Below are 26,621 nucleotides of genomic sequence, written 5' to 3' on the forward strand. Positions count from 1 at the left end.
AATGCACGCAATCATCGAGACCGGCGGTAAGCAGTATAAGGTGGCTGAGGGCGATACCCTCTTCATCGAGAAGCTGCCCAACGAGGCTGGCGACAACGTGACCTTTGACAAGGTTCTGGCTGTCATCGACGGCGAGAAGATCACCGTGGGCACTCCCGTGGTGGAGGGCGCCAAGGTGGCCGCTTCCGTGGTGAAGAACGGCAAGGGCAAGAAGATCCTGGTCTTCAAGTACAAGCCCAAGAAGGGTTACCGCAAGCGTCAGGGCCATCGTCAGCCCTACACCAAGGTGACCATCGGCGCCATCTCCCTGTAAGATGACTACCGTCTCTTTTCACATGGAGGGGGACCGCATCGTGGGCTTCACTGTGAAGGGCCACAGCGGTTACGCCGAGGCGGGGAGCGACATCGTCTGCGCCGCCGTCACCAGCGCCGTCCGCCTGACCGAGTGCGCCGTCAACGACGTGCTGGGCCTGGGGGCGACCGTAAAGGTGAAGGAGCATGACGTATCCATCTCCCTGCGTATCCCCGGCGGGCTGAGCCAGACCAGCGAGAGCACCTGTCAGACCCTTCTGACCGCCCTCATGGTCCACTTTACCAGCCTGCACGAGGAGTATCCCGAAAATATTCTCGTACTGGAGGAGGATTGACCTCTCCGTACGGCGACTTTTTAACACACAAGTTTGGAGGTGTGACACCATGCTGAACATCGGTCTTCAGTTCTTCGCCCATAAAAAGGGCGTGGGCTCCACCCGTAACGGCCGCGATTCCGAGGCCAAGCGTCTGGGCGTGAAGCGGGGCGACGGTCAGTTCGTTCTGGCCGGCAACATCCTGGTCCGCCAGCGGGGCACCCATATCCATCCCGGCGTCAACGTGGGCAAGGGCAGCGACGACACCCTGTTCGCCCTCAAGAGCGGCCGCGTGAAGTTTGAGCGCCTGGGCAAGGACCGCAAGCAGGTCTCTATCGTGGAGATCGCCCAGTAATTGCCCGCAATATGGGTACACTAAGCCCCGGACGGACTCCCGTTCCGGGGCTTTTTCTATCGCCTTCCCCTGGGGGAAGGTGACTGGCCGTAAGGCCAGACGGATGAGGGGAACGGCCGGGCGACCACAAGGGTCGCCCCTACGAGACAAATCACCCCTTGGCAAGGAGGTTTTTATGGCAGCACCCTTTGTAGATACCGCCCGCATCACCGTTAAGGCGGGCAACGGCGGCAACGGCGCGGTGGCCTTCCACCGGGAGAAGTACGTGGCCGCCGGCGGCCCCGACGGCGGCGACGGCGGCCGGGGGGGCAATGTGATCCTGGAGATCAACCCCCATATGTCCACACTGATGGACTTCCGCTACAAGCGCAAGTATGTGGCGGGCAACGGCATGGACGGCCAGGGCAAGCGCTGCTCCGGCAAGGACGGGGAGGACCTGGTCATCAAGGTGCCCCGGGGCACCGTGGTCCGGGATGCCGAGACCAATGAGATCATCTGCGATATGTCGGAGACCGACCGCTTCGTGCTGGCCAAGGGCGGCAACGGCGGCTGGGGCAACAAGCACTTTGCCACCCCCACCCGTCAGGTGCCCCGCTTCGCCAAGGCGGGCCTGCCCGGTCAGGACCGGCAGGTCATCCTGGAACTGAAGCTGCTGGCCGACGTGGGCCTGGTGGGCTTCCCCAACGTGGGCAAGTCCACCCTCCTCTCCGTGGTGTCCAAGGCCCGGCCCAAGATCGCCAACTACCACTTTACCACCCTCTTCCCCAACCTGGGCGTGGTCTATGTGGACGAGGGCGTGTCCTTCGTGCTTGCCGACATCCCCGGCATCATTGAGGGCGCCTCCGACGGCGCCGGTTTGGGCCACGACTTTTTGCGGCACATCGACCGCTGCCGGCTGCTCATCCATGTGGTGGACGTGTCCGGCTGCGAGGGCCGTGATCCGGTGGAGGACTTCAAGGCCATCCAGGAGGAGTTGAAACAGTACGGCCCCGATCTGGCCTCCCGGCCCATGATCGTGGCGGGCAACAAGGTGGATATCGCCAACCACCGCACCGGTCTGGAGGCCCTGAAGGCCTATGTGGAGGGGCTGGGTATGCCCTTCTATGAGATCTCCGCCGCCGCCCAGCTGGGCACCCGGGAGCTGATGTTTGCCGCCGCCCGGGAGCTGGAGCACCTGCCCCCCATCACGGTGTACGAGCCCACCTATGTGGAGCGGCCCCCAGAGGTGGATACCTCCGAGCCCCTCAACATCATCCACGAGGACGACACCTGGATCGTGGAGGGCCCCTGGCTCCAGCGGCTCATGGCCAACGTCAACTTCGGCGACTACGAGTCCCGCAACTGGTTCGACAAGATGCTCCGTCAGTCCGGCCTCTTCGACCGGCTGGAGGAGATGGGCATCCACGACGGGGATATCGTGTCCCTGTACAACCTGGAATTCGAGTACCAGCGGTAAACAAACAGGGCCTGCCATATGGCGGGCCCTGCTTTTGTTTTACTGGGAGACCGGGATGGCTACATCCCCCACGGTGACGGAGGCCACTTCATCCAGAGGGCGGATGGTGTCAAAGATCAGACCCATGGTGCATTTGGCCTTGCCGTTACCCGAGCCGACGCTGGTGTTGGCGCTCTTGATCTCCAGGGTGGAGCCGTCGGTGTAGGTGAGGGTCACAGGCAGATCCCGGAAGGGGGCGTAGGGGTCGTTTGCCTTATCGGTCTGACCGGTTTCCCGCTCCGCCTCCGGTATTTCCTGGTGGACAGTGTACTCCACCATGATGGACAGGGGGGAGAGGGTAATGCTGTCCAGGGTGGCGTCCATGCCGCTCACCTGGATCGCCTGCCCGGCGGGGAGGGCGATGGAGGAGTCCTCAAAGTCCATGGTAAAGTCCAGGGTCCAGGGTCCCTCCGCCAGCAGGGTTTTGTTGGCATAGCTGTCGGTGGTGTCATAGAGACCCCGGAAGGTGGTGCTTACCTTGCCCGAGCGGATGGGGGTGTCGGAGGTCCAAAAGGCCACAAACTGGATGGCGTTGTCGGTAGGGTCGGCGTCGTAGAAGTGGGAGAAACCTCCGCCGCCTCCGGAGGACAGGGAGTCCAGGGGGCCGGTGGGCCGCAGGTCATACTCCTCAAAGGAGAGGGGAAGGCGGCCCTCATATTCCTCGCTGCCATCCAGCGTCGCCTGGGTTACCAAGGGCTGCCCGTCCTCCCGGGAGATGGAGTAGACAATGGCGTAGGAATGGGTGTCCCCCACAATGGCGTCGGCGGTGATGGTGATGCCGTCAGCGGTGACCGAGGCGCCGATGGGGTAGCCGATCTGGTCGATGACCTCGGTCTGGGTAGCAGGACCGAAGAGGGCGGAGAAGCGCTCCCCTACCTCTCCCAGCACGCCGGTGGCGCCCGCCATCCCCACGCTGAGGACCAGGGCGGCAGCCACCCCCACTACCGCCACCCGACGGAAGCTGTGGGGGCGCCGGGGGGAAGTCTGAGCGGATTCCATCAGCCGGTCCACCATATGGGCCTTTTGCTCCGGGGTAAAACGGAGCTCGTCCATGGTATCTTTATACTGCTTCATGTCAGTTCCTCCTGTTCCAGATAGGTCCGCAGCTTCTGCCGCCCCCGGTCCAGCCGGGTGAAAACGGTGGCCGGCTTTTCTCCCAGCAGGGCGGCGATCTCCCTGGCGGAGTAGCCCTCGTAGTAGTAGAGGTAGATGACCGTGCGGTATTTGGGGGGCAGCAGATCCAGAGCCGCCAGCAGGGTGCCCTCCTCAGGCTGGGGGGCAGGCACGCGCTCCGCCGCGTCCAGGGTCACCGTGGTGCGCCGCCAACGGCTTTTCAGGTGGTCCTTGCACAGGTTGACGGTCATGCGGATGAGGAAGGCCCGCTCATGCTCGTCGTTGTCAAAGGCCCGGGGGGCCTGGAGCAGCTTGAGAAAGACGGTCTGGCAGATGTCCTGGGCGTCGGCGGTGCTGCCCAGATAGGTGTAGCTCAGCCGGAGGATCAGGTCGGAGTAGGTTTCCACCAGCCGCTGGGCCTCCGCCCGGTCCGGTATGGGTGGCATGGCTGTCACGTCCTTTCCGTGGGATTGAAAAGCGCTTTCACCCACAATACGATTGAGGAACGCCGGATTCTTCATCTTTGCAAAAAAATGCGGAAGCTGATCGCTTCCGCATTTTCAGGACAGAACGAAGTGCCAGTACACCCACCCGCCCAGGGCGACCTGGGCCACGAGGATGGCGGGCAGGCCCCACTTGAAGTACCAGTGGCGGGTCTTGTGGCGGAAGGCGTACATACCCAGGATGGCCCCGGGGGAGCCCCCCACCAGGGCGATGAGGAAAAAGGTCTTTTCCGGCACCCGCCAGCGGTGCTTTTTGGCCTTCCGCTTGTCCACACCCATGAGGACAAAGTCCACCACACTCCAGCACAGGGCCCACAGGGCGATCCATTTCAGCATGAGGCGAACTCCTTCCCGGCCCCCAGGGCGGACACAAAGCCGCCCCGGGTCTTGGTGGTGTCATACCACAGGTGCAGGTCCATGGTGAAGGCCTCGCCGTTGTCCACAATGGAGGCGGTATCGCCGTCCAGACCGATGAGGGTCACCCAGTGCCACCGGTGGAGCTGCTTGATCTTGCCGTTGTCCAGGTTGAGGAAGGCCACCGGACAGTCGGCCTCCAGACTGGCGGCCACAAAGGAGCGCACCTGTTCCCAGGGGGGACGCTTGGTGCGGGGGGTGGGGAAGGCAAAGAGGGAGGGGGCCAGAGGTACCCCCACGGCTTTGCCGTAGTCCGTCATGCCCTCCACCATGTACTCCGGCCGGTTGAGGCCGTGGCTCCGGGGGGTGATATACTCCCACACCCGACACATATGCTCCAAAAAGCCCGCCCGGTCTTTCCCCATTTTGGCTCGCAATGGGGAAAACTCGGGCCGCTGCTGGGCAAGATAGTGGAAGATGAGGGCGGCGGTGTTGGGGCCGCACCCCGCCCGCTGCTGCCAGAGATCGGGGAACCAGTCCTGATCCGCCCCGTGGGTCACGGTGCCGTCGGGGCCGGTCAGATCCAGCCGCTCCGGGTGAAGAATGAATGTGGGCATCCGCCCACCCCCTTTTTGTAATGGTTATGACCAGTATAGCATTCCTGTCAAGGCGGCGGCAGTTGCCAGGGGAGAAAAACTGTGTTATCCTGTAGAGAACAACAGGAGGAAGGATATGATCAAGACCGAACTGCTGAATAAGCTGGCCCGGGACGGGGAGGAGCGGCTGCTGCTGGCCCGGGCTATGGATAAGCTGGAGCTGGCCCGTACCCGGTCGGTGCCCGGCCATACCGGCTTTTTATCCCCACAGGAGCGGGTGAGTGTGGAAAACCTGCTCAATGCCTGCGGCCATCCCCGGCACCTGTTCTACGGCGGCTTTGCGGGGGCGGAGCGGACGGTGTGCGCATTCCTCCCCGACTGGCAGGAGGAGGACGTGTGGCTGGAGAGCGACTGCCCCATCAAGGCCGTCCGCTGCACCTGGTCCAACGGTACTCTGAGCCACCGGGACTTTCTGGGCTCCATTCTGGGCCTGGGTCTGGACCGGGAGAAGATCGGGGACCTGCTGGTGGGAGACGGGGAGTGCCACATCCTGGCCCTGGAGGACGTGGCCGACTTTCTGGCCATGAATCTGGACCAGGCCGGGCGGGTGCGCCTCAAGACCACCCCCATGGAGCTGGCCGACCTGAAGCCCCCCGAGGTGAAGGTGAAGCCCATCCGGGACACCGTCAGCTCCCTGCGGCTGGACGCGGTGGCCGCCTCCGGATTTTCCCTGTCCCGGGGCAAGGCGGCCGATCTCATTGCCTCGGGCAAATTCCAGCTCAACCACCGGGAGTGCCTCAAGCCCGACCGCCCCGTGGCGGAGGGAGACGTGATGAGCTGCCGTGGGCTGGGCAAATGTGTCCTGAAAGAGGTGGGCGGCCCGTCCAAAAAGGGGCGAATTATGATTTTACTGGAGCGATATGTATAATGGATGACAAAAAGATTGCCCGTATCAACGAGCTGGCCAAGAAGGCCAAGAGCGAGGAGGGCCTGACCCCCGAAGAGATGGTGGAGCGGGACCTGCTGCGGCAGGAGTACATTGCCGCCTACCGGAACAATCTGGTGGCCCAGCTGGAGAACACCTATATTGTGGAGCCCGACGGCACCAAGCACAAGCTGGGCAAGAAGCCCTGAAAAAAACGCCTGCCAGAACGGCAGGCGTTTTTCTTTGGCTGAAAGGCCGCTCTTACTTGTCTTTGGAGAGCAGCCGTTTGTAGGTGAAGTCGATGGCGAAAGCGCCCAGGGGGGCGGTGACCAGGATGGCAATGACCGCCACGGTGAGCACAATCTGCCCGCACCCCAGGCCCATGGCCAGAGGCACGCCGCCGATGGCGGCCTGAACGGTGGCCTTGGGCAGATAGGCCAGCACCGCAAAGACCCGCTCCTTTTTGTTGAGGCGGCTGCCTGCCATGCACAGCAGCACGCCCAGGGCCCGGAAGCACAGCACCCCCAGCACCGTGGCCACGGCGGCCAGACCGGCGGCTGCGGCATAGGGCAGGTTGACCTCGGCGCCCACCAGCACGAAGAGCATGATCTCAGCGCCCACCCACAGCTTGCCGAACTTGGCGGTGAGCCGCTGGGCCACCACCAGCCGCCAGCGCCGCAGGCCCAGACCGGCCCCCAGCACCGCCAGCAGGCCGGAGAAGGGCACCCAGGCTTCCACCGCATCCTCCAGGGCCACCAGCAGGAAGGCCAGGGAGAGCAGAATGACCACCTTCACCGAGTCCCGCATATGGAACCGGGCAAAGAACTTTGCCAGCACAAAGCCGATGAGCAGGCCGAAGGCCGCACCCAGTACAATGGACACCGGCACCCCGGCCAGGGCAGCGGGGGAGAAGGAGCCCCCCTGGGCCATGCCGGTGAAGGAGGTAAAGAGGACGATGACAAACACGTCGTCCACCGAGGCCCCTGCCAGCACCATCTGGGGAATGCCCTTGGCGGTGCCGTAGCCCTCCTCCATCAGTTTGAGCATCCGGGGCACAATGACGGCGGGGGAGACCGCCCCCACCACCGCGCCCATGATGGCGGCGTCCAGGGTGCTCACCCCCAGCAGCCGGGGGGCCAGCACCACCATGCCCAGCACCTCAAAGGCGGCGGGCAGGAAGCACATGAGGATGGCGGGCCGCCCCGCCCGGCGCAGGTCGTCCACATCCAGACTCAGACCGGCCCGGGTGAGGATAATGACCAGGGCCAGCTGCCGCAGGTCGGCGGAAATCCCCAGCAGGGAGGGGGAGAGCAGATTGAGGACGCAGGGCCCCAGCAGAATGCCCGCCAGCAGCATACCCACCAGGGAGGGCAGCCGCAGCCTGGCGGCCAGGGTGCCCAGGGCCAGGCCCAGCAGCAGCACAAAGCCTAAACTTGTCAACATAACACACATCATCCCTTCCAGAGGGCACAAAAAAAGCCAATGCCCCCTGCAACAAATTGCAGAAGTCATCAGCCAAACGGCGGTTCGGGCAAATGCCCCGGGCGGACCTCATCCCCGTATTTCGGTGGCAGTATACCACAGGCTGATCCCCTTGTCAACTGTGGGAAAAGGGAGTATGATAATGCGTACAGAGCAAAACCGAACGCACAGAGGGCCAAGGCGTTCGGTTTTGCGGCGCAAGGGGCTTGTGCGATACTGCCCCAACCCCTTGCGCCGTTCGCCGGGACGTGTTTCGTTCCGGCGAACATACGCATTGTCACAATGTCGCAATTTCACAAAACAGCGAAGTACGCCGTTTTGTGAAATTGCGCGGCCCTGCCGCGCCAATCAACCGCGTTGCGGTTGATTCAGCAGACATTATGATGAAAAAACAAGACCACAGGAGGCCTTTATGATCTTCGATACCCACGCCCATTACTATGACGACGCCTTTGACGCCGACCGGGACGCCCTGCTGGCCCAGCTGCCGGACAAGGGGGTGGACCTGGTGGTGTGCCCCGGCTGTGACCTGGAGTCCTCCCGGCAGTCCATGGCCTTGGCGGAGCGCTACGACTATCTCTATTTTGCAGCCGGGTTTCATCCGGAGAACCTGGAGGGCGTGACTATGTCCCAGCTGGATGAGATCCGCTCCCTGTGCGCCCACAGGAAATGTGTGGCGGTGGGGGAGATCGGCCTGGACTACTACTGGGTCAAGACCCCTGAGGACCGGGCCAACTCCCGGGACTTCTTCGACGCCCAGCTCTCCCTGGCGGAGGAGCTGGACCTGCCCGCCATCGTCCACGACCGGGACGCCCACAAGGACTGTGTGGATATGGTCCGGGCCCATCCCAACGCTCGGGGCGTGTTCCACTGCTACGCCGGCAGCATTGAGGACGCCAAGGTGCTGGTGGACAAGGGGTGGATGCTCTCCTTCACCGGCAATATCACCTTCAAGAACGCCCGCCGGGCCCCTGAGGTGATCCGCTGGCTGCCCATGGACCGGATTATGCTGGAGACCGACGCCCCCTATATGGCCCCCGAGCCCTACCGGGGCCGCCGGTGCGACTCCTCCCTCATCCCCCTGATGGCCCAGACGGTGGCCCAGCTGAAGGGTCTGACCACCGAAGAAGTTTTACGGATTACCCTGGAGAATGGAAAACGGTTTTTCGGCCTGTGAGTAAGGAGGTATTTTTATGGAGACCATTTCCTATGAGTACGAAGGCGCCCTCTATGTGAACCTGACCAACCGGTGCGACTGCCGGTGCGTGTTCTGCCTGCGGCACAACGGCCATAAGGGCTCCATCTATGCTGACGATCTGTGGCTGGACCACGAGCCCACCCGGCAGGAGGCCCTGGACGACCTGCTGGCCCGAGACTACTCCAAGTACCGGGAGCTGGTGTTCTGCGGCTTCGGTGAGCCCATGTACCGCACCGACGACATCCTGTGGCTGGTGGACCAGCTGAAGGAGAAAGTACCCAACCTGCCTCCCATCCGCATCAATACCAACGGCCACGCCAACCTGATCCTGGGCCGGGATGTGACCCCTGAGCTGTCCGGCCGCATCGACACCGTGTCCATCTCCCTCAACGGCTCCACGGCGGAGGAGTACTGCGCCGTCACCCAGCCCAGGGACGGGGTCAAGGCCTGGGAGGCCATGCTGGACTTTGCAAAGAAAGCCAAGGCCCATGTGCCCCATGTGGTGATGACCATCGTGGACAAGGACAAGACCCCGGCGGAGATCGACCGCTGCCGGGCCATCACGGAGGAGCTGGGAGTCACCCTTCGTATCCGGGCCTATATCGAGGATTAAAAACAGCTGGGGCGCTGCAACAGCAGCGCCCCAGCTTGTTTTCCTTTACTTGACAAAGGCGGCTACCGCCTGACGGAAGGCGGCCTGATCGCCGTCGCTGCCGTGGAGGCGGACTGTCACCGGGTGAGACAGGTCCAGAGAAAACAGCCCCATGATGGACTTACCGTCCACCACATAGCGGCCGGACAGAATGTCCACCTCGCAGGGAGAGCGGGTGGCGGCGTTGACAAACTGGCGGACCTCCTCGATGGAGGCCAGAGAAACCTGGAATTCAGACATGGGGCACCTCCTGAACGAATATTATCCTTGCAATCAAACTGGAATTCCGTATAATAGGGGATATCGAAACTCTGTCCTGTTTATTATACTGACAAGTCAGATGTTTTTCAACAGGAAAACGCCTGTAAAGAGAGGAAAGCGTATGCGTACAGCGATCTATACCCTGGGCTGTAAGGTGAACCAGTACGAGACCCAGGCCATGGAGGCCGAACTCACCCGCCGGGGCCACACTCTGGTGCCCTTTGACGGGGAGGCCGACGCCTATATCATCAACACCTGCACCGTCACGGCGGTGAGCGACAAGAAGTCCCGCCAGATGATCCGGCAGGCCCGTAAGCGCTCCCCCCACGCCATTGTGGCGGTGTGCGGCTGCTACGCCCAGACCGACCCCGAGGCGGTGGAGGCTCTGGAGGTGGACCTGGTGATGGGCACCAACGACCGCATGGGCTTTCTCGACCGGCTGGAGGCCCTGAGCCCCGACGGGGGCCAGGTGGTGGACGTGGACGACGCCCTCCGCCGCCGCACCTTCGAGCGGCTGCCCGCCGGCGGCCTGGAGGGCCGCACCCGGGCCATGCTGAAGGTGGAGGACGGCTGCGTCAACTTCTGCACCTACTGCATCATCCCCTACGCCCGGGGACCCATCCGCTCCCTGCCCGCTGCCGAGGCTGCCGCCCAGGCCGCCAAGCTGGCGGACGAGGGCTACAAAGAGCTGGTGCTCACCGGCATTGAGATTTCCTCTTGGGGCCGGGATCTGGAGGGCAAGCCGGAGCTGATGGACCTGATTGAGGCGGTGTGCGCCGCCGCGCCGGAGTGCCGGGTGCGGCTGGGCTCTCTGGAGCCCCGCACCATCACCGCCGATTTCTGCCGCCGGGGGGCGGCTATCCCCAACCTGTGCCCCCACTTCCACCTGTCCATGCAGTCGGGGTGCGACAGCGTTTTGAAGCGAATGAACCGGAAATATGATACCGCGCGGTATTATGAGAGCGTCAGATTACTGCGGGAATACTTTGACCGGCCCGGAATCACCACAGATCTCATCGTGGGCTTCCCCGGCGAGACCGAGGAGGAGTTTGTCCAGACCCTGGAGTTTGTGCAGAATTGCGCCTTCTCCGCCATGCACATCTTCCCCTACTCCCGCCGCTCCGGCACCCCTGCCGCCGCCATGGCTGGCCAGTGCTCCAACGCGGTGAAGGAGGAGCGGGCCCACCGGGCGGGTGAGGTGGCCCGTGGGCTCCACCAGGCCTGGCTGGAGAGCTGGGTGGGCCAGACTCTGCCCGTTCTCTTCGAGGAGGAGAAGGACGGCCTGTGGCGGGGCCACGCCCCCAACTACACCGAGGTCTTTGTTTCGAGCCAGGGATTACACAATGTGATACAAGACGTAAAAATAACAGGCCTTCATGGAGAAGGCCTGTTGGGTGAGCTTGTGCTGTAACGGGGACTGCGGGGCGGGGGCTGGCCTCCCGCCCTGCGTTACTTGTTGCGATGAAACTTTGCCTTGAACTTCTCCACCCAGGGCTCCAGACGCTCCCGGGGGAGAAGATAGTTGATGAGCAGGGACATGGCCACGCCCATGCCGGTGTCAAACATCCGGTCCAGGGCGTAGGACACATAGGTGTCCACCGGCGTGTTGAACAGGACGATGCACAGCACCACGCCGCCGGGCTGTACCGCTCCCACCCAGAAGGTCTGGGCCAGCAGGATCAGGATGATGACGCCCACAAAGAGTAGAGGCACCAGCAGCAGCCGGTTCTCCCCGTCGGGGTAGAAGATCAGATAGATGCGGAACAGCCCCATGCCCAGCAGGCCGCCGATGATGGTGCCGAAGAGCCGGTTGCCGCCGTGGAGCTTGGAGTGGTCCATATTGGCCCCCATGCCGAAGATGGCGCCGATGCAGGCAAAGGTGGGGTTGCGCTCACTGAGAAAGAAGTGGTAGATCAGGGCGCAAAGAGAGGCGGAGAGAGCGGTTTTCAGATTGCGCAGGCCGATGTGCAGATGCAGATGGTGGGTTGTGGTGGCGGAGCCGGAGGCGGGGGCGTCTTTCATGGCGAGGTCACACTCCTGATGTTTGATTTGAATGAGGTTTTTGAAAATGGGAGGTACGCGATGAGCAGAGCAGACGAGCTGTTTATTCAAAATTGCAAGGATATTCTGGCCCATGGGGTGTGGGACACCGATCAGGAGGTGCGCCCCCGGTGGGAGGACGGCACCCCCGCCCACACGGTGAAGAAATTCTGTATCGTCAACCGCTACGACCTGCGGGAGGAGTTCCCCGTCCAGACCATCCGCAAGATGGCCTTCAAGAGCGCGGTGGACGAGCTGTTGTGGATCTGGCAGAAGAAGTCCAACAACATCCACGACCTGAACAGCCATATCTGGGACGCCTGGGCCGATGAAAACGGCTCCATCGGAAAGGCCTACGGCTATCAGCTGGGGGTGAAGCACCAGTACGCTGAGGGGATGTTTGACCAGGTGGACCGGGTGCTCTATGACCTGAAGCACAACCCGGCCTCCCGGCGGATCATGACCAACCTCTATAACCACCACGACCTCCACGAGATGGCCCTCTACCCCTGCGCCTACTCCATGACCTTCAACGTCAGCGGCAAGACCCTAAACGCCATCCTCAACCAGCGCAGCCAGGATATGCTCACCGCCAACGGCTGGAACGTGATGCAGTACGCCGCGCTGGTCCACATGATGGCCCAGGTGTCCGGCCTGGAGGCCGGCGAGCTGGTCCACGTCATTGCCGACGCCCACATCTATGACCGCCATGTGCCGGTGGTGGAGGAGATCATCGCCCGCACCCCCTACGAGGCGCCCAAGCTGTGGATGGACCCCTCCGTCACCGACTTCTATGCCTTCACCAAGGACAGCTTCAAGCTGGAGGGCTACCAGTTCCACACCCTGGACCAGCCCATCCCGGTGGCGGTGTAAGGAGGATATGCCATGAATCTCATTGCAGCGGTGGACCAGAACTGGGCCATCGGCAAGGACGGGGATCAGCTGTGCTATATCCCCGCCGACCTGAAGCGGTTCCAGACCCTCACCACCGGCCACGCCGTCATTCTGGGGCGCAAGACTCTGGCCACTTTCCCCGGCGGCCGGCCCCTGAAAAACCGGCGCAACCTGATTTTGTCCCGCAATGCCGCCTTCGCCCCCGAGGGGGCGGAGGTCTTTGCCGATGTGGACAGCCTGTTGGAGGCGGCCCCGGCGGATGCCTTCGTCATCGGCGGGGAGAGCGTGTACAAGGCTCTGCTGCCCTACTGTGACAAGGCCTATATCACCAAGATCGACAGGGCCTGGCCCGCCGATGCTTTCTTCCCTGACCTGGACGCCGATCCGTCGTGGCAGGTGACCGAGGAGGGAGAGTGGCAGGAGCATGAGAGCCTGGCCTTCCGCTATGTGACCTATGAGAGGGTGAAGTGATGTACCGGGAGGAGATAGCGGCCTATGTGCCACAAAACCAGCAGGAACTTGGAGATAAGGAAATGATGCTGGAGTACCTGCGCTTGTTCCCCGATAACCTTCTGACCCGGCAGAACAGGATCGCCCACTTTACCGCCTCCGGCTTTGTGGTCAACGCCGACGCCAGTAAGGTGCTCATGGCTCACCACAACCTCTATCAGGTATGGGCCTGGACCGGCGGCCATGCCGACGGGGAAGCCGACCTGCTGTCGGTGGCCCTGCGTGAGGCCCGGGAGGAGACGGGGGTGGAGCACATCCGGCCCCTGAGCACGGCGCTGGCCTCCCTGGAGATCCTGCCGGTGTGGGGCCATGTGAAGCGGGGGGCGTGGGTGCCCTCCCATCAGCACCTGAATCTCACCTATCTGTTGACCGCAGACGAGACAGACCCCCTCCATTACCGGGAGGGGGAGAATACAGGGGTGGCCTGGTTGCCGGCGGACAAGCTGCTGTCCATCACCAACGAATGGCAGATGGATGAGGTATACACCAAGCTGCTGGAGCGGGCCCGCCGTCTGGTGGGAAAAAGACCGTAAAAGATCTGCCGCACAAGGGCTGGGGCCATGCGCGGCAGACGGTTACCATATGGTAATGGTATCATGCTCGCCTGCCCGGCGCAAGTGCCGACTTGCCCAAAAACCAATCAATTTTTTTGACAACCTGACAAAAAATATGGGACCATAAAATCTTTTGACACGGCATATACAGACGGGTATGCAATGTAAAAAAACGGTAAGCAAGCGGAGGCGCGTTGCCCCGCAGGGTTTTCCACATTATCCACAGGGTTTTCCACACTTGTCCACACTGGTGGAAAACAACCGTTATGCATATTCCGGTAGACATAAAAGTAGTCAAGGGAAAAATCCACGGCAGAATTGCCAAAGTTTCCACACAGCGGGAGACGGGAAGGAAAGACCATGTCCGACACCATCGCAGCCATCGCCACACCAGCCGTTCCCAGTGCCATCGGCATCCTGCGCCTCAGCGGGCCGGAGGCCATTTCCGCCGTCTCCGCGGTGTTTCGGCCCCTGAGAGGAAAACCCCTGGAGGAGCAGGAGGACCGGCATCTGGTGCTGGGGGAGCTGCTGGGGCCGGGGGGCGAGGTCATCGACCAGGCCCTGGCCACCATCTCTCACGGCCCCCACAGCTATACCGGGGAGGATACGGCGGAAGTGCAGTGTCACGGCTCCCCGGCGGTGCTCTCTCTGGGGCTGGAGGCCCTCTTTGCCCAGGGGGTACGGCAGGCAGGGCCGGGGGAGTTTACCCGCCGGGCCTTCCTCAACGGGCGGCTGGACCTGACTCAGGCCGAGGCAGTGGCCGACCTCATTGACGCCGAGACCCCCGCCGCCGTGCATCAGGCCGCCGGGCAGCTCTCCGGCGCTCTGGGCCGCCGGGTGGGGGCCATTTACGACGGCCTTACCGACCTGCTGGCTCACTTCCACGCCGTGCTGGACTATCCCGACGAGGATATCGACCCCTTCCGGGCGGATACCATCCGGGAAGGACTCGCCGGGGCCAGAACTGCCCTGGAGGACCTGCTGGCCACCTACCAGCGGGGCAGGTACATTGCCGGCGGTGTGCCCTGCGTACTGGTGGGGCGGCCTAACGCGGGCAAGTCCTCCCTGCTCAACGCCCTGGTGGGCTACGACCGGGCCATCGTCACCGACATCCCCGGCACCACCCGGGACACGGTGGAGGCCAAGTGCGTGCTGGGGGGCGTGACCCTGCGGCTCATCGATACCGCCGGCATCCGGGAGACCGAGGACACCGTGGAGCGCATCGGCGTGGAGCGCAGCCGTGCCGCCCTGGAGGAGGCCGCCCTGGCCCTGGTGCTGTGGGACGGCTCCACGGCCCTGGGGGAGGAGGATTGGGACCTGCTGGCCGATGCCAGAGCCCACGCGCCGGTGATCCTGGTACGCACCAAGGCGGACCTGCCCTCCAAGCCCATGCCGGTGCTGGGGGTGGAGGAGATGCCCCCGGTGGTGTCGGTGTCCGCCAAGACCGGCCAGGGGCTGGACAAGCTGGGAGAGCTGGTAGAAGGATTCTTCCCCACGGTGGGCGCCGGAGGGGCGGGAGAACTGCTCACCAACGCCCGGCAGGCGGAGGCCGCCCGGCGGGCTCTGGAGGGCGTAGCCCGGGCGGAGGAGAGCCTGGAGGCGGGGGTCACCCCCGACGCCCTCCTTACCGACGTGGAGGAGGCCCTGTCCGCCCTGGGCGAACTCACCGGAGCCAACATCCGGGAGGACATCACCGCCCGCATCTTCGAGCGGTTCTGTGTTGGAAAATAGGGGCGGCCTTTGGCCGCTCCTTTTTTGCGCTTTGTAACCCCTTGTCTCCACATTGGCACCGGCCCTGTAACCCTCTGTACCACGGGACATGGTAGGATGGAGGCAGAAAAGGAGGTTACTGTTATGAAGCGCACGGTATTGCCTGCCCTGCTGCTGGCCCTTGCCCTGTGCGGCTGCGCGGCACAGACACCGCCCCCTGCCTCCCCCTCTCCGGCGGCGGAGACACGCCCCCTGACCCAGGAGGAGATTGACCGGGTCAACGAGGCCTTCTCACCCCTGGCGGAGCAAGACGGCGTGACCTACGCTGCCCCGGTGAGCTGCTTCTTTACCTGTTATTATGACGATGTGAAAAATCTGGACTTTGCTGACTTTTTGTACTACTTCCCCGGCGACGGCACATTGAGCGCCGAAGATGAGGCGGAGTCCGATGCCCTGAAAGCCCTGCCCGGCTATCCCTGGGGGAATTCGCCGGGTTCCGTGCCCACCCACCGCATCCTCCGCGCTTCGGTGGACCAGACCCTGGAGCGCTACGCCGGCATCACCTCCGCCGATCTGGACACCTCCGGCGTGCCCTATCTGGAGGAATACGACGCCTGGTATACCTTCACCAGCGATTTTGGCCCCGGCTGTTTCGTGTGCGCCGGAGGCCAGGTGGACGAGGCTGCCGGAACCGCTCTGCTGTGGACTGACGAGGGGGAGGACGGCTCCCGTATTGAACTGGCCCTGGGAAAGGACGGGGAGAACTGGCACATCCGGTCCCACCGGAATACTGCCTCCGACAAGCTGCTGGAGCTGCTGGCCGGGCTGGAGGGGGAGCATATCGGCTCTGTGAGCTGGTATGGACCCAACGATCCCCTGGAGGCGGAGCAGCTGGCCGACCTTATCCGGGCCGCGGCGGCCCACCCGGTGGACCATCCTGATCTCACCCTCAATGGCTCGGACACCGACATCATATGGACCCTGGATTGCTGCCTGGCCCCAAAGGATCAGGGGGCTTACTCCGAGGATGATGCGCTCCATCTCCAGGTGGGGCTGGAGGAAAACGTGGTGGAGATCTTCGGCGGGAGCAATTTGCCCCGGAGCAAGGTTCACCTGGAGGATGAGTCCCTCTACCAGCTCATCCGCACCAGCTGTGATACCCCGGACGACATCGACCAGGAGGCCTACGCCGCCTGCCGGGAACTGACCGACGCCTACTACGATGCCCGACTGGCGCAGGTGGGCGGCGAAGGCGGCTTTGTGAGCTGGGAGCTGACCTGCTTCCGGGAGGAGGACCAGGCTTCTGCTCTGGATGCCAAGGCCTACACCATCGGTGCGGCCTTCCGCACCGATCCGCCCGAGCGGGCTCCCCAACTGCTGGCCGGGGGCGCCTATGTGGACAGCCAGTTGCGGGTCCACGGCCTGGACTGGCAGGCCACCTATCTGGTGACCATCGGCGGCCAGCCCACCGGAGTGCTCCGGCTGGGAGAGCCGACGGACGACGGCCCCCTGAGCCACTTTGACAGCGTGGAGGCTCTCCGGGCCGCCCTGTGGACGCCGGGAGAGGAATTGTAAACATTTCTTGAACCCCCTTGCAATTTTTCATACGAAGGATTATGATAGCGTTAGCACTCTGGATAATTGAGTGCTAACGCTATGTTTTTAAAAACACTTTCATATACAGGAGGCATTCATCGTGGAAAAGAAAGAATTTCAGGCGGAATCCAAGCGACTGCTGGACCTGATGATCAACTCCATCTATACCCACAAGGAGATCTTCCTGCGGGAGATCATCTCCAACGCCAGCGACGCCATGGACAAGCTGTCCTATAAGGCCCTCACCGACGACAAGGTGGGCCTGGACCGGTCGGAGCTGAAGATCACCCTCACCCCCGACCAGATCGCCCGTACCCTGACCATCAGCGACAACGGCATCGGTATGACCAAGGAGGAGCTGGAGCAGAACCTGGGCACCATCGCCCGCAGCGGCTCCCTCCAGTTTAAGCAGGAGATGGCCAAGCAGGAGAAGGCCGAGGGGGATACCACCGACATCATCGGTCAGTTCGGCGTGGGCTTCTATTCCGCCTTCATGGTGGCCGACCATGTTACCGTCACCAGCAAGGCCTACGGCGCCGACCAGGCCTGGAAGTGGGAGTCTGACGGTGCCGACGGCTACACCATCGAGCCCTGCGAGAAGGACAAGGTGGGCACCGACATTGTGCTCCACATCAAGGCCAACACCGACGACGACCACTACGACGAGTATCTGGAGCAGTACCGTATCGCCGATCTGGTGAAGAAGTACTCCGACTATATCCACTACCCCGTCGTCATGCTCATGCACAAGTCCCGCCAGAAGCCCCGCCCGGAGGACGCCGGCGACGACTACAAGCCCGAGTGGGAGGACTATGACGAGTGGGAGACCCTCAACTCCATGGTGCCCCTGTGGCAGCGGCCCAAGAGCGAGGTCAAGGCTGAGGAATACAACCAGTTCTACAAGGAGAAATACGGCGACTGGGAGGACCCCCTGAGCGTGATCCATGTCTCCGCCGAGGGTACCGTGGAGTACAAGGCCATGCTCTACATCCCCTCCCACGCCCCCTACGACTTCTACACCCGGGAATATGAGAAGGGCCTGCAGCTCTACTCCTCCGGCGTGCTTATCATGGACAAGTGCGCCGACCTGCTGCCCGAGCACTTCCGCTTCGTCAAGGGCGTGGTGGACTCCCAGGACTTCTCCCTGAACATCAGCCGCGAGATGCTCCAGCACACCCGCCAGCTGAAGGTTATTGCCAACAACCTGGAGAAGAAGATCAAGGCCGAGCTGCTCCGCCTCCAGAAGGAGGACCGGGAGAAGTACGAGACCTTCTGGAAGGCCTTCGGTCCCCAGATCAAGATGGGTGTGGTGGCCGACTACGGCGTCCACAAGGACCTGCTCAGCGACCTGCTGCTGTTCTGGTCCTCCAAGGAGGGCAAGCTGACCACCCTGGCCGAGTACAAGGAGCGGATGCCCGAGGATCAGCAGTACGTCTACTTTGCCTGCGGCGAGGATACCGCCAAGCTGGACAAGCTGCCCCAGGCCGAGCGCATCCGGGACAAGGGCTACGAGATCCTCTACCTCACCGCCGAGGCCGACCAGTTCGTGATCAACGTGCTGGGCGCGGTGGACGGCAAGGCCTTCAAGTCGGTGGACGACGACGACGCCCTGCCTGAGACCGACGAGGAGAAGGCCGCCCTGGAGCAGAAGGCGGAGGAGAACAAGCCGGTGCTGGACTTCCTGAAGGAGACCCTGGGGGGCGACATCCACGAAGCCCGCCTGTCCAAGATCCTGAAGAGCGGCGCCGTGTGCCTCACCACCGACGGCCCCATCACTCTGGAGATGGAGAAGTACTTCCAGCGGATGGACCCGGACAACGCCGACAACATGAAGGCCCAGCGGGTGCTGGAACTCAACCCCGATTCGGACGCCTTTGCCGCCCTGAAGCGGGCGGTGGCCGAAGACAGGGACCTGGCCGCCAAGTACGCCCAGCTGCTGTATGCCCAGGCCCAGCTCATTGCCGGTCTGCCTCTGGCCGACCCCGCGGGCTACACCGAGCTGGTGTGCTCCCTGATGAAGTAATGAATCACAAAAGGCCCCGCTGCCGTTGGCAGCGGGGCCTTTTTGCGTGGAATTGTAAACTTAGGGAGTAACTACGATCAGAATGCCGGGAACACCGCCGGCAACGCTGGCGCCCATCATAACAAAGTAGGTGCCGTTGGTGTAAATCAGGGTGGTGCCGCCGTCGTCATTGACGAAGCTGTCCATGTACCGGAAGCCGCTGGCCACCAGGGCGGCGTCATAGCGCTCGGCGAAGTCCTCGCCGTGACCGGCGTTCTTGATGCTGGTGTAGGAGTAGAAGAAGCCGCCGGAGTTGTCGGAGGGATCATAGGTGCTGTCCATGGCGTAGGTGCCCATCACCAGACCGAAGTCAGGCACGCCGGCGAACCGGGAGTAGGACTGATAGCCGGAGCTGGCGGGCTTCTTGACGGTGACGGTGCAGGAAGCGCTCTTGCCGTTGGGGGTGGAGGCGGTGATGGTAACGGTACCGGGGGCCACGGCGGTGACGGTGCCGCTCCACACGGTGGCCACAGCGGTGTTGGAGGAGGTCCAGGTGATGTTCTTGTTGACGGCGTCGGCGGGCTGGACGGTGGCGGTGAGGGTGCCGGTCTTGCCCACGTCCAGGGTCATGGTAGTCTGGTTCAGGGTGACAGAGGAGACGGCCACGGGGGCGGCGGTAACGGTGACGGTGCAGGAGCCGCTGACGCCGTTGTCGGCCACGGCGGTGATGGTGGCGGTGCCCGCCTTATGGGCGGTGACGGTGCCGTTGCTGACGCTGGCCACGCTGGCGTCGGAGGAACTCCAGGTCAGGGACTTGACAGTGGCATTGGAGGGGGCCGTCTGCACGGAGATGGCGCCGGTCTTGCCGGCCTCCAGGCTCAGGCCGGTGAGGGTCAGGCCGGTCAGGTTCACATAGGTGAGGGAGATGTTCTGCCGCAGGGCGGGGTTGGCCATGCGGGAGACAATGGCGGCCACGGAGGAGCGGGTGATGGTGGTCTCAGGCTGGAAGGTGCCCTTGGAGTCGCTGCCGGTGAGGATGCCCGCCCGGTAGAGCAGGTAGATGTCGTTGTAGTTGTCGGAGCCGGCGGCCACGTCGGGGATCATGCCGTCGTCCACGGTGTTCTTGGCCTCCAGGGCCTCGGCGGGCAGGGCACGGGCCAGGATGGCGGCAAACTGACGGCGGGTGGCCACGGCGTTGTAGTCGGTGAACTGGCCCTGGGAGATGATGCCGTTCTTCACGGCGTAGTCCACATAGACCTGGTACCAGGGATCACCCTGGACAAAGTTGGCGGCGCCGGTGTTGTAGATGCTGTGGAGCCGGCAGGCCAGGGCGATGGTGGAGCCCACGGTGATGTTGCCGTCGGGGGAGAAGGAGGTGCCGCTGGTGCCCTTCATCAGGTCCATCTCATAGGCGGTCTTGACGTTGCTGGTGTACCAGGTGTCGGCGGGCACGTCGGTAAAGGTGCCGGTGGTGTAGGTGTTGACGGACTTGAAGTTGGACAGGCCGTCGGCGGCGGCCAGGGCGCCGGTGGTCAGCAGGGACACCGACAGGCCCAGAGCCAGGAACAGGGACAGGATGCGTTTTTTCATGGGGTAGAGCTCCTTTCAGTAAAATATAAAATTGAGATTACAGATTTTTGATGATGGAATTGGCCGTGCTCAGAATGTTGTTCCACTGCTTGAGAACATAGGTGAATTGGTTCTGCCCCTGGATGATATCCATGTCAGTGCCGTTCTGAGAGATCTGTTCGTACATGGTAATGGTGGAGTCCACATCGTCCAGCAGGGTGGTGGCAAGCTCCTTGACGCTGGACCAGTAGGAGTTGTCGCCGCAGGCGGCGATGATATCGCTTACGGTGGTTCGGAAATCCTTCATGGCCACGTTGGCGGGGATGAAGCGGATGATAGCCGACTTGATGACGTCGGGATCAAGAGGATTACTGGCGGCCTCATTGCCGGCGGCGGTCACCTCATTTTTGGCGACCTCCAGAGCGGCCATACCGTTGGTGAAGTGGTCGCTCATGGTTTTGCCGATCTCCAGGGCCTCCTCCTTCTCCGGGTCCACCTCGGGCTCGGGCTCGGGGGTCTCAGGCTCCACCAGGCCGGGCACGGCCTTGTCGCCGGAGTAGCTGACAAACTCGATGGAGGCGGCCTGGGACAGGGCGGTGGGGTCCACGTCGAAGGTCATCTCCACCGCAAAGTCCTGGTTGTTGCCCACGCTCTTGGAGCTGTAGTCGGTGTCCAGCAGCTTGCCGCCGGCGTCGTACAGATTGATGCGGACGTAGAAGTACTGGGAGCCGCTGCCCACGCTGCCCTGAACGGTGGCTTCCAGACGGGCCTGGCTGTACTGGAGCTTGCCGCTGGTGAAGGTGAAATCATTCACCAGGAAGTTGGTGACCGTGCTGCCGGAGCGGTAGACAATGGTCATGGGGCCGTAGTTGTGGTTCAGCTCAGGCACGGAGAAGTTCAGCTTGGTGGAGGCCTTGACGGTCAGGCGGCAGTAGTCGTACCGGCCGTTTTCGGAGGTGGCGGTGATCCGGGCGGAGCCGGGGGCCACGGCGGTGACCTTGCCGCTGGAGTTGACGGTGGCCACGCTGGTGTCGGAGGACTCCCACTCCACGCTGTCGTCGGTGGTGTTGGCGGGATACACCGAGGCGCTGAGGTACTCGCTGTCCCCAACCTCCAGCGTCAGGCTGCTGGGGTCCACGGTGACGCTGGAGACCTTGATCTCAGGGGTGACGGTGACCTTGCAGGTGGCGGTCTTTCCGTTGTAGGTGGTGACGGTGATGGTGGCGGTGCCCTCCCGCTTGGCGGTGACGGTGCCGCCGCTGCTGACGGTGGCCACGCTGGTGTTGGAGGAGGACCAGGTGACGCTGTCATTGGTGGCGTCGCTGGGCTTCACCGTGGCGGTCAGGCGGCCGGTGGTGCCCTCCGCCAGACTCATGGTGGACTTGTTGAGGGAGACGCCGGTGACCTCCACGGGGGCGGGGGTGACGGTGACCTTGCAGGTGGCCTTGACCCCGTTGGCGGTGGTGGCGGTGATGGTGGCGGAACCCTTCTTCACGGCGGTGACCTTGCCGTTGTCCACAGTAGCCACGCTGGTGTTGGAGGACTTCCAGGTCACGTTGGTGACGGTGGCGTCAGCGGGGGAGGGGGTAACGGTGAGGGTGGAGGTCTTGCCCTCCTCCAGCGTCAGGCTGGTCTGGTTCATGGTCAGCTTGGTGGCGGGAACCACCTTCATGGTGACGGACTGCCGCAGCTGGGGCATGGCCATGCGGGAGACGATGGCGGCCACCGACGAGCGGGTGATGGTGGACTCGGGGACGAAGGTGCCCTTGGAGTCGCTGCCGGTGAGGATGCCCGCCCGATAGAGAAGATAGATGTCGTCATAGTTGGCGGAACCGGCGGTCAGATCGGGGATCGTGCCGTCCTCCACCGTGTTTTTCTCCTCCAGAGCCTCCTCAGGCAGGGCCTTGGCCAGAATGGCGGCAAACTGCCGGCGGGTGGCCACCGCGTCATAGTTGGTAAACTGGCCCTGGGTAATGATGCCGTTTTTGAGGGCATAGTCCACATAGACCTGATACCAGGGGTTGCCCTGGATGAAGTTGGCGCCGCCGGTCTCATAGATGCTGTGGAGCCGGCAGGCCAGGGCAATGGCGGAGCCCACGGTAATGTTGCCGTCGGGGGAGAAGGCAACGGAGCTGGTGCCCTTCATCAGACCCAGCTCATAGGCGGTCTTGACGTTTTCCGTGTACCAGGTGCTGGCAGGCACGTCGGTAAAGGTACCGGCGGTGTAGGCGGCGCTCTTCTGGAAGTTGGACAGACCCTTGCCTGCGGCCAGAGCAGTGGGACAGAGGGTCATCACCAGCCCCAGGGTCAGTGCCAGGGACAAGATGCGTTTTTTCATACAATCTCTTCCTCCTCTTCAGGGTGCGCTCAGGCCAAACAGGGCGGGGCGCCTCCTCGCCCTGCCCTGCTGGACCTTCTTTCCAATCACAACTATATACTCTTTTTTAAGGTAAAACAATTTGCTGGCTGCATAGTGTTTGTGGAAAGATATCCAGGGAGAAACAGAAAAAACCGCGCAAAGCAGTGGGTTTTTCTGCATTTTGCGCGGCTTGTATGAATTCAATTTTGGAAGATATTCCGACTGCTCAGAACTGGGAGAGGGCCTTCCACAGCTTCTTCTGATTGGGCAGCATCTGCCGGGGTGTGGTGCGCCTGGCATAGCGGCTGGCGATCTCCCGCTGCTTGTCGGGGGGAAGGAAGGGCAGCAGGGCCATGGCCCGACCCTCAAAGGCGGACAGGGAAAAGGCCACGGTGTGATCGGTGGGGACAGGATAGAAGAGCATCAGCTCCAGGGCCTGGGCGGCCAGGCGGCAGGCCTCCTCCGCCGGACAGGTCTCCAGCACGGCGGTCAGGGTGGTCAGGCGCTCTGTCATGGCGGCGTCAAACTCCTCCACCGCATAGGACACCCGGGGGTTGCCCTGGGCCCGGAAGAAATTGCCCATGACCTCGCCCACACTGGAGGCCTTGCTCTTCTTCAGCTTCTCGATGAAATCCCGGTAGCAGACCTCCAGGTCCTCCAGAGCCTGGGGGGCGGATACGGGGGTGTGTTCTTCCATGGGGATCCCTCCTTTTTTCCACATTATAGTCGCTGCCGGTGCAAAAAACAAGGTCCCGGCCATAGCCGGGACCTTGTTTCGTGCTTGAAAGGTTTAGCCCTGAGCGGCCACGAAGTCGTGGAAGAGCTGCTCGGCCTGATCGGCGTTCTCACCAATGAAGAAGAACACATAGCCGTCCTCGATCACGGTGCGGGCGTCCTGCACCTTGGACAGGTGCTGAGACAGGTACCAGGAGAAGGTGTCCTCCTGGCTCTTGCGGTAGGCCTCCAGGGCGTCGGTGACCGCCTTCTCGTCGGCGCCATCCGCCAGCTTGCCGATGATGACGGTGTCGGGGCTGGTGATCATGGGGAAGAAGGCCACGATCTGCTCAAATTCATCCACAGGGATCTTGTAGGCATCGGCCAGCATATCCTCATAGGTGCGGGAGCCGAACATCTCGCTGTTCTCCATGATGGAGTAGGCCAGCTTAACCATGGGGTCGTTGTTGGGGGTGGTGATGTCCACGGCGCCAAAGCTCTCAGCGGTGGGGTCGGCCCAGGTGACGGTGAAGCCGTCCAGCAGGGCCAGCACGCCGGAGGACACATAGGTCACGCCGGCGGTAACCTCCGCCTTCTCCTTCACCAGCTCGTCGTTGACCAGAATGGTGTTGTCGTCAAAGTTTACGGTGATCTTGTCCTGGCCGAAGTTGAACCAGGCCTCGTTGCCCTCCTGATCCCAGTAGGCGTTGCCGTGGTCGGCCTCGGCCAGCAGGCGCAGGGGCAGCATGGAGTCGGAGGCGGCAGGCAGAGCGGCGGTGTCCAGCTTCTCACCGTTGAGGGTGATGGAAGTGGTGTAGCCCACCTTGGCGGAGATGAGCACGGGGGTCTCCACAGCCAGGGCCGGGAGGGTCATGGAGCCGGCCAGAGTCAGGGCCAGCGCGGCGGCGCCGAATTTTTTCATCGGTAAGGTCCTCCTTGCAAGTTTGTTGTCACAAGGATAGACGGGAGTTTTTCAAAAAGGTTCCCCAAAAGAGGAAAAATTTTATGGGGCTGTTGCAAAATGTGCAGCTCGTACAAAGACCCGTCATTCCGAGAAAAACGGCCGCCCACCAGGCGGCCGTTTTTCGTGGGAATCCGTCCCTTTTGCCGGGGAAACGGATTGCCACGCCAGTGTGCGCACTGGCTCGCAATGACAGGTTTGTGCAAAACAGCTATTTTGCAACAGGCCCATGTGCCGCTTTCAGCGGCACGGCCATGAAATCAAAGCGCATGGGCCGGGACGGCCCATATGCGCATAAACTTCATGCGCCACAGCCTTTGCTTGTTTTCGTGGTATGCTCTTGGCGCATAAGGTTTTATTTCGCCACCGGAGCAAACCGGCCCCGCACCAGGACCGCCAGAGCCGCCGGAGCCACCTCCACCTGGGCGCCGATCTTGCCGGCGCTGACGGTAATGGTGTCCAGACCCTCCACGCTCTGGTCAAAGACGGTGGGGAACTGCTTCTTCATGCCCACCGGGGAGCAGCCCCCGTGGACGTAGCCGGTGAGGGGGAGCAGCTGGGCCTGCTTGATCATCTCGATGGATTTCTCTCCCACCGCCTTGGCGGCAGCCTTCAGGTCCAGCTCCTTCAGGACCGGGATGACGAACACATAATATTTCTTGCTGGCCCCCTGAGTCACCAGAGTCTTGCATACGCTGGCCGGGTCCTTGTCAATGAGGGCGGCCACGCTGGCGCCATCCACCGCCCCATCGGGGTGGGCGTAGTGGTGGGGGGTATAGGGCACCTTCTTTTGATCCAGTACCCGCATTACGTTGGTCTTTTCTTCGGACATGGTTGCATCGCTCCCGTGGTTTGGTATAAGATAAGGACATCATACTACAATCAAGGAGCGGACGCAAATGCTGGATACACAAAATTGTCAGGGCATCATGATGGACATTGCCAAGCGGCTGCTGGCTATCGACAGCCCCAGCGGATTTACCCAGAACGTGGTGCGGGAGGCGGAGCAGATCGCCCAGGACCACGGCTATACTACCCGGCGCACCAACAAGGGCAACCTGATCGTGTCGGTGCCCGGCCGGGAGAAGGGCAAGAGGATTGGCCTGTGCGCCCATGTGGATACCCTGGGCCTGATGGTGCGCTCCATCACCGCCGACGGTATGCTGAAGATCACCAAGGTGGGCGGCCCCATCCTGCCCACCCTGGACGGCGAGTACTGCCGTATCTACACCCGGGACGGCAAGGTGTACACCGGTACCATCCTGTCCCTGTCCCCCGCGGTCCACGTCTATGATGACGCCGCCACCCGGCCCCGGGAGGAGAAGGAACTGGCGGTACGCATTGACGAGAAGGTGAAGAGCAAGGCGGACGTAGAGGCTCTGGGCATCTGCGCCGGGGACTATGTGTGCTTTGATCCCAAGACCACCGTCACCGAGAGCGGCTTCCTCAAGTCCCGGTTCATCGACGACAAGGGCAGCGCCGCCTGCCTGCTGGTGCTGCTGCGGCTGATGCACTTTGCCAAGGTGCGCCCCCGCTACGACACCGAGGTGTGCTTCACCGTCCACGAGGAGGTGGGCCACGGAGGCGCCACCCTGCCCCAGGTGGACGAGCTGCTGGCGGTGGATATGGGCTGTGTGGGCGACGATCTGAGCTGCACCGAGTATCAGGTATCCATCTGCGCCAAGGACAACAACGGCCCCTACGACTATGAGATGGTGAGCCGCCTGGTGGAGCTGGCCAAGGCCAACGGTGTGGATTACGCGGTGGATATCTATCCCCACTACGGCTCTGACGTGGCGGTGGCCTGGAAGACCGGCATGGACGCCAAGGGCGCCCTCATCGGTCCCGGTGTCCACGCCTCCCACGGTATGGAGCGGACCCATTTTGATGGGATGAAGGCTACGATCGATTTGGTGAGCCTGTATCTGGAGCTGGGCTAAAAAAGAAGAAGTCCGCTCCATCTCCGCCGAAGGCGGGAGCCCGGCGGAATTCATTTCTGACGGGTGATAAATAAAAAGAATGGGGTCCCCGCGGGACTGTGGTCCCGTGGGGGGTGGACCCATTTTGATGGGATGAAGGCTACGATCGATTTGGTGAGCCTGTATCTGGAGCTGGGCTGAGAAAACAGGCGGGCGGCCTTATAGGCCGCCCG

28 protein-coding genes and 1 riboswitch are annotated in these 26,621 nt (G+C 62.6%); of the genes, 16 read left to right on the plus strand and 12 right to left on the minus strand.

Annotated features, from left to right (window positions below):
• The first annotated feature begins 1 nt into the window (after position 1).
• The 4 genes from rplU (at position 2) to obgE (ending at position 2,437) form a co-directional block, all read left to right on the plus strand.
• Positions 2–313, plus strand: coding sequence for a 50S ribosomal protein L21 (gene rplU / locus B5G42_RS07045; RefSeq protein ID WP_087188875.1), 312 nt, complete (start codon positions 2–4; stop codon positions 311–313).
• A 1-nt stretch (position 314) separates the two neighbouring features.
• On the plus strand, positions 315–647 hold the full coding sequence (locus B5G42_RS07050) for a ribosomal-processing cysteine protease Prp (RefSeq protein WP_087268350.1): 333 nt from the start codon (positions 315–317) through the stop codon (positions 645–647).
• Positions 648–696: 49 nt separating this feature from the next.
• Positions 697–981 (plus strand): 50S ribosomal protein L27, encoded by a 285-nt coding sequence (rpmA, locus tag B5G42_RS07055; protein ID WP_087268353.1) that lies wholly within the window; start codon positions 697–699, stop codon positions 979–981.
• 175 nt (positions 982–1,156) lie between these two features.
• Positions 1,157–2,437 carry a GTPase ObgE gene (gene obgE / locus B5G42_RS07060; RefSeq protein WP_087268356.1) on the plus strand — a complete coding sequence of 427 codons (1,281 nt, stop codon included), beginning with the start codon at positions 1,157–1,159 and terminating at the stop codon, positions 2,435–2,437.
• A gap of 39 nt (positions 2,438–2,476) precedes the next feature.
• Here obgE and B5G42_RS07065 read toward each other — a convergent pair whose 3' ends face one another.
• The 4 genes from B5G42_RS07065 to B5G42_RS07080 all read right to left on the minus strand — a co-directional run bounded on the left by B5G42_RS07065 (position 2,477) and on the right by B5G42_RS07080 (position 5,063).
• Complete coding sequence (locus tag B5G42_RS07065) at positions 2,477–3,550, minus strand: DUF4179 domain-containing protein (protein ID WP_087268359.1); 1,074 nt, start codon at positions 3,548–3,550, stop codon at positions 2,477–2,479.
• Entirely contained in the window at positions 3,547–4,035 is a 489-nt protein-coding gene (locus tag B5G42_RS07070) for an RNA polymerase sigma factor (RefSeq protein WP_087268443.1), read from the minus strand. The genes B5G42_RS07065 and B5G42_RS07070 overlap by 4 nt, the downstream gene beginning before the upstream one ends.
• Before the next feature lie 114 nt (positions 4,036–4,149).
• Positions 4,150–4,428 carry a DUF1294 domain-containing protein gene (locus B5G42_RS07075; protein WP_343286692.1) on the minus strand — a complete coding sequence of 93 codons (279 nt, stop codon included), beginning with the start codon at positions 4,426–4,428 and terminating at the stop codon, positions 4,150–4,152.
• Complete coding sequence (locus B5G42_RS07080) at positions 4,422–5,063, minus strand: hypothetical protein (RefSeq protein WP_242961155.1); 642 nt, start codon at positions 5,061–5,063, stop codon at positions 4,422–4,424. The genes B5G42_RS07075 and B5G42_RS07080 overlap by 7 nt, the downstream gene beginning before the upstream one ends.
• Positions 5,064–5,178: 115 nt before the next feature.
• Between B5G42_RS07080 and B5G42_RS07085 the strand changes: the two genes are divergently transcribed.
• On the plus strand, positions 5,179–5,970 hold the full coding sequence (locus B5G42_RS07085; protein WP_087268362.1) for an RNA-binding protein: 792 nt from the start codon (positions 5,179–5,181) through the stop codon (positions 5,968–5,970).
• Positions 5,970–6,176 carry a DUF896 domain-containing protein gene (locus B5G42_RS07090; RefSeq protein WP_087188870.1) on the plus strand — a complete coding sequence of 69 codons (207 nt, stop codon included), beginning with the start codon at positions 5,970–5,972 and terminating at the stop codon, positions 6,174–6,176. The genes B5G42_RS07085 and B5G42_RS07090 overlap by 1 nt, the downstream gene beginning before the upstream one ends.
• 52 nt (positions 6,177–6,228) lie before the next feature.
• On the opposite strand, the gene B5G42_RS07095 is transcribed toward B5G42_RS07090, so the two are convergent.
• Complete coding sequence (locus B5G42_RS07095) at positions 6,229–7,410, minus strand: cation:proton antiporter (RefSeq protein ID WP_087268365.1); 1,182 nt, start codon at positions 7,408–7,410, stop codon at positions 6,229–6,231.
• Between the two features lie 52 nt (positions 7,411–7,462).
• Positions 7,463–7,535: riboswitch (Fluoride riboswitch) on the minus strand.
• 326 nt (positions 7,536–7,861) lie between these two features.
• Here B5G42_RS07095 and B5G42_RS07100 point away from each other — a divergent pair.
• A complete protein-coding gene (locus B5G42_RS07100) occupies positions 7,862–8,626 on the plus strand; it encodes a TatD family hydrolase (RefSeq protein ID WP_087268369.1) in 765 nt (254 codons plus the stop codon).
• Positions 8,627–8,642: 16 nt separating this feature from the next.
• Positions 8,643–9,260, plus strand: a complete 618-nt coding sequence (locus tag B5G42_RS07105) for a TatD family nuclease-associated radical SAM protein (protein ID WP_087268372.1) — start codon at positions 8,643–8,645, stop codon at positions 9,258–9,260.
• Positions 9,261–9,305: 45 nt separating this feature from the next.
• Here B5G42_RS07105 and B5G42_RS07110 read toward each other — a convergent pair whose 3' ends face one another.
• Positions 9,306–9,539 (minus strand): HPr family phosphocarrier protein, encoded by a 234-nt coding sequence (locus B5G42_RS07110; RefSeq protein WP_087268375.1) that lies wholly within the window; start codon positions 9,537–9,539, stop codon positions 9,306–9,308.
• Between the two features lie 142 nt (positions 9,540–9,681).
• On the opposite strand from B5G42_RS07110, the gene mtaB reads away from it, so the two are divergent.
• The gene (gene mtaB, locus B5G42_RS07115; protein WP_087268378.1) at positions 9,682–10,971 is read left to right on the plus strand and encodes a tRNA (N(6)-L-threonylcarbamoyladenosine(37)-C(2))-methylthiotransferase MtaB; all 1,290 of its coding nucleotides are present in this window, start codon (positions 9,682–9,684) and stop codon (positions 10,969–10,971) included.
• A 38-nt stretch (positions 10,972–11,009) separates the two neighbouring features.
• Here mtaB and B5G42_RS07120 read toward each other — a convergent pair whose 3' ends face one another.
• On the minus strand, positions 11,010–11,582 hold the full coding sequence (locus B5G42_RS07120) for an FUSC family protein (protein WP_087268382.1): 573 nt from the start codon (positions 11,580–11,582) through the stop codon (positions 11,010–11,012).
• A gap of 60 nt (positions 11,583–11,642) precedes the next feature.
• Here B5G42_RS07120 and thyA point away from each other — a divergent pair, with 60 nt between their 5' ends.
• From thyA to htpG, 6 genes are all read left to right on the plus strand, one after another.
• Positions 11,643–12,473, plus strand: a complete 831-nt coding sequence (gene thyA, locus B5G42_RS07125; RefSeq protein ID WP_087268387.1) for a thymidylate synthase — start codon at positions 11,643–11,645, stop codon at positions 12,471–12,473.
• Positions 12,474–12,485: 12 nt separating this feature from the next.
• Positions 12,486–12,965 (plus strand): dihydrofolate reductase, encoded by a 480-nt coding sequence (locus tag B5G42_RS07130; RefSeq protein WP_087268391.1) that lies wholly within the window; start codon positions 12,486–12,488, stop codon positions 12,963–12,965.
• Positions 12,965–13,537: an NUDIX hydrolase gene (locus B5G42_RS07135; protein WP_087268394.1), complete on the plus strand. Its 573-nt coding sequence runs from the start codon at positions 12,965–12,967 to the stop codon at positions 13,535–13,537. The genes B5G42_RS07130 and B5G42_RS07135 overlap by 1 nt, the downstream gene beginning before the upstream one ends.
• A gap of 381 nt (positions 13,538–13,918) precedes the next feature.
• Complete coding sequence (gene mnmE / locus B5G42_RS07140) at positions 13,919–15,289, plus strand: tRNA uridine-5-carboxymethylaminomethyl(34) synthesis GTPase MnmE (protein ID WP_087268397.1); 1,371 nt, start codon at positions 13,919–13,921, stop codon at positions 15,287–15,289.
• Positions 15,290–15,412: 123 nt separating this feature from the next.
• Positions 15,413–16,843: a hypothetical protein gene (locus B5G42_RS07145; RefSeq protein ID WP_087268400.1), complete on the plus strand. Its 1,431-nt coding sequence runs from the start codon at positions 15,413–15,415 to the stop codon at positions 16,841–16,843.
• A 121-nt stretch (positions 16,844–16,964) separates the two neighbouring features.
• Complete coding sequence (gene htpG, locus B5G42_RS07150) at positions 16,965–18,887, plus strand: molecular chaperone HtpG (protein WP_087268402.1); 1,923 nt, start codon at positions 16,965–16,967, stop codon at positions 18,885–18,887.
• 60 nt (positions 18,888–18,947) lie between these two features.
• Here the strand turns inward: htpG and B5G42_RS07155 are convergent, their stop codons facing one another.
• The 5 genes from B5G42_RS07155 to ybaK all read right to left on the minus strand — a co-directional run bounded on the left by B5G42_RS07155 (position 18,948) and on the right by ybaK (position 25,301).
• Complete coding sequence (locus tag B5G42_RS07155; RefSeq protein ID WP_087268405.1) at positions 18,948–20,456, minus strand: Ig-like domain-containing protein; 1,509 nt, start codon at positions 20,454–20,456, stop codon at positions 18,948–18,950.
• Positions 20,457–20,493: 37 nt separating this feature from the next.
• Positions 20,494–22,773 carry an Ig-like domain-containing protein gene (locus B5G42_RS07160; RefSeq protein ID WP_087268407.1) on the minus strand — a complete coding sequence of 760 codons (2,280 nt, stop codon included), beginning with the start codon at positions 22,771–22,773 and terminating at the stop codon, positions 20,494–20,496.
• 247 nt (positions 22,774–23,020) lie between these two features.
• Positions 23,021–23,491 carry a hypothetical protein gene (locus B5G42_RS07165; RefSeq protein WP_087268410.1) on the minus strand — a complete coding sequence of 157 codons (471 nt, stop codon included), beginning with the start codon at positions 23,489–23,491 and terminating at the stop codon, positions 23,021–23,023.
• A 93-nt stretch (positions 23,492–23,584) separates the two neighbouring features.
• On the minus strand, positions 23,585–24,430 hold the full coding sequence (locus tag B5G42_RS07170) for a DUF4358 domain-containing protein (RefSeq protein ID WP_087268413.1): 846 nt from the start codon (positions 24,428–24,430) through the stop codon (positions 23,585–23,587).
• A 394-nt stretch (positions 24,431–24,824) separates the two neighbouring features.
• A complete protein-coding gene (gene ybaK / locus B5G42_RS07175; RefSeq protein ID WP_087268416.1) occupies positions 24,825–25,301 on the minus strand; it encodes a Cys-tRNA(Pro) deacylase in 477 nt (158 codons plus the stop codon).
• A gap of 67 nt (positions 25,302–25,368) precedes the next feature.
• Here ybaK and B5G42_RS07180 point away from each other — a divergent pair, with 67 nt between their 5' ends.
• A complete protein-coding gene (locus tag B5G42_RS07180; protein ID WP_087268419.1) occupies positions 25,369–26,409 on the plus strand; it encodes a M42 family metallopeptidase in 1,041 nt (346 codons plus the stop codon).
• The last annotated feature ends 212 nt before the right edge of the window (positions 26,410–26,621 follow it).

The organism is Flavonifractor sp. An91, assembly GCF_002159225.1.
Lineage (GTDB): Bacteria > Bacillota > Clostridia > Oscillospirales > Oscillospiraceae > Flavonifractor > Flavonifractor avicola.